This is a genomic window from Cryobacterium glucosi (assembly GCF_004402235.1).
Taxonomy (GTDB): domain Bacteria; phylum Actinomycetota; class Actinomycetes; order Actinomycetales; family Microbacteriaceae; genus Cryobacterium; species Cryobacterium glucosi.
Window position 1 is genome coordinate 1 of the sequence record NZ_SOFS01000006.1, and the last position, 1,898, is coordinate 1,898.

Annotated in this window: 2 protein-coding genes; both read left to right on the top strand. The window is 66.1% G+C overall.

What is annotated here, in order from left to right; all coding sequences use genetic code 11:
* Nucleotides 1–1,120, top strand: a 1,120-nt coding sequence (locus tag E3O46_RS01420; RefSeq protein ID WP_134560969.1) for a DDE-type integrase/transposase/recombinase, incomplete at its 5' end; no start/stop codon positions are given.
* Between the two features lie 50 nt (nucleotides 1,121–1,170).
* The gene (gene istB / locus E3O46_RS01425) at nucleotides 1,171–1,896 is read left to right on the top strand and encodes an IS21-like element helper ATPase IstB (protein WP_277612946.1); all 726 of its coding nucleotides are present in this window, start codon (nucleotides 1,171–1,173) and stop codon (nucleotides 1,894–1,896) included.
* Nucleotides 1,897–1,898 lie beyond the last annotated feature (2 nt).

Consider the following 1,898-nt stretch of genomic DNA (forward strand, 5'->3'; position numbering starts at 1 on the left):
GACCGTGCTCTACATCGCCTGGCTGGCCTGGTCACGGTTCCGGATCGTCATCGTGATGCGGGACCGCACCGCGCCGAGCGTTTACGCAGCACTGGATCGAACGTTCCGCATCATCGGCGGCGCCCCGACCTACGTCCTGACCGACAACGAGAAAACCGTCACCGTCTCTCACGTCGCCGGCGTTCCGGTCCGGAACGTCGCGACGGTCGACTTCGCCCGCCATTACGGCGTCACGGTGCTGACTTGTCAGCCGGCGGATCCAGCGACCAAGGGTGGTGTCGAGTCTTCGGTGAAGCTGGCCAAGGCCGACATCGTTCCCAAAGACACCAACCTCCGGCCCGAATATGATTCTTTCGCCGACATCGAAACGGCCTGCCAAGAGTTCATGGACCTGGTCAACAACCGTGAACACCGCGCCACGCGCCGCAAGCCCGCCGCGATGCTAATGGAGGAAGCCCCCCGGTTGCACCGTGTTCCGGGCGCCGCGCACACCATCTCCTTCGGCATGTCCCGCAGCGTCCCGGACAACACGCCGATGATCACGTTCGAGAACGCTCAGTACTCGGTGCCTTCCTATCTGCTCGGCTCGCGAGTATTCGTGCGCAGCCACGGCCTCGGCCTGGACGAGGAGGTCATCGTCGTTCATGAGGGCCTGGACGGGCCCGTTGAAGTCGCCCGGCACCAGCGCGCCCGGCCGGGCAGTCCCGCCATCAACGACACTCATTTTCCCGATCATGCCCCCAAGATCCCCGGCGACTATGCCGTGAAAGCGCGAAGTGCAGCCGAGACGGAGTTCCTTGCGATTGGTGCTGGCGCCCGGACCTGGCTGCTCGAGGCCGCTGCGGGGGGCACGATGCGGATCACGCAGAAGATGGCCGAGGCCGTGGCGTTGGCGAAGATCGCTGGGCAGTCCGACGTTGACCAGGCCCTGGGCACCGCGGCCGTCCATGGTCGTTTCGCGCACAAGGACCTCGCCTCGATCCTGAACGCGGCCGGTCTCCGCGCGGCCACCCACACGGCCAGCGAAACCCAGTCCCTCACCCAAGGAACCCGAGGCTGGGCCGCGATAGGTCAACCGCCCGTGAGCCTTCCCGACGATCTGCTGGAGGAAAGCGCATGAGCCCCGTCCCGACCGCCGCACCCGCTCTGCCAGCCGATCTGGAGGCGTTAATGCGGCAGCTGAAGATGCCCTACGCCAGGGCGTTAGCGCCGGAGCTGCTGATCACGGCGCGCACGCAACGGTGGGAGCCCTCCGAAGTCGTCAAAGCCCTCCTCGTCGAGGAAGTCACCGGTCGGTCGCGGTCGATGCTCGCCACCCGCCGGAAGGCCGCTGGGTTCCCGACGGGGAAGACCTTCGACACGTGGGACCCGGCTGCGTCGTCGATCCCACTGCCGACGCAGCAGGCCCTCCGCACCCTCGAGTGGATCGGGCGGAAGGAGAACGTTGTCGTTTGCGGGCCGTCCGGCACGGGAAAAACGTTCTTCCTCGAGGCCCTCGGCCAGCAAGTCGTCGAGGCCGGCATGCGCGTGGCGTGGTTCCGCCTCGAAGACCTCGGCGCGTTGATGCGTGCCCACCGCGCTGACGACAGCGTCACCCGAGTAGTCGCGCGCATCCTTCGCGCCGACCTCATCGTGATTGATGACATAGGGCTCCTGGCCGTTGGGACGGACGCGGCCGAGGGACTCTATCGGCTCGTCGATGCGGCCTATGAAAAACGATCTATCGCGGTCTCGTCGAATTTACATCCGGCCGGCTTCGACGAGCTCATGCCCAAGACCCTCGCCACAACGACCGTTGACCGGCTACTTCACCACGCTCACGTCTGCCAGACGTCGGGCGAATCGATCCGCCTCACGCAGGCCCTCGCCGGACAGGGCGTGACGCCGATGAGCTAACA

Bases quoted from the DNA above. Each gene is read 5' to 3' on its own strand.
- istB (WP_277612946.1), top strand. From the start codon at position 1,171: ATGCGGCAGCTGAAGATGCCCTACGCCAGGGCGTTAGCGCCGGAGCTG.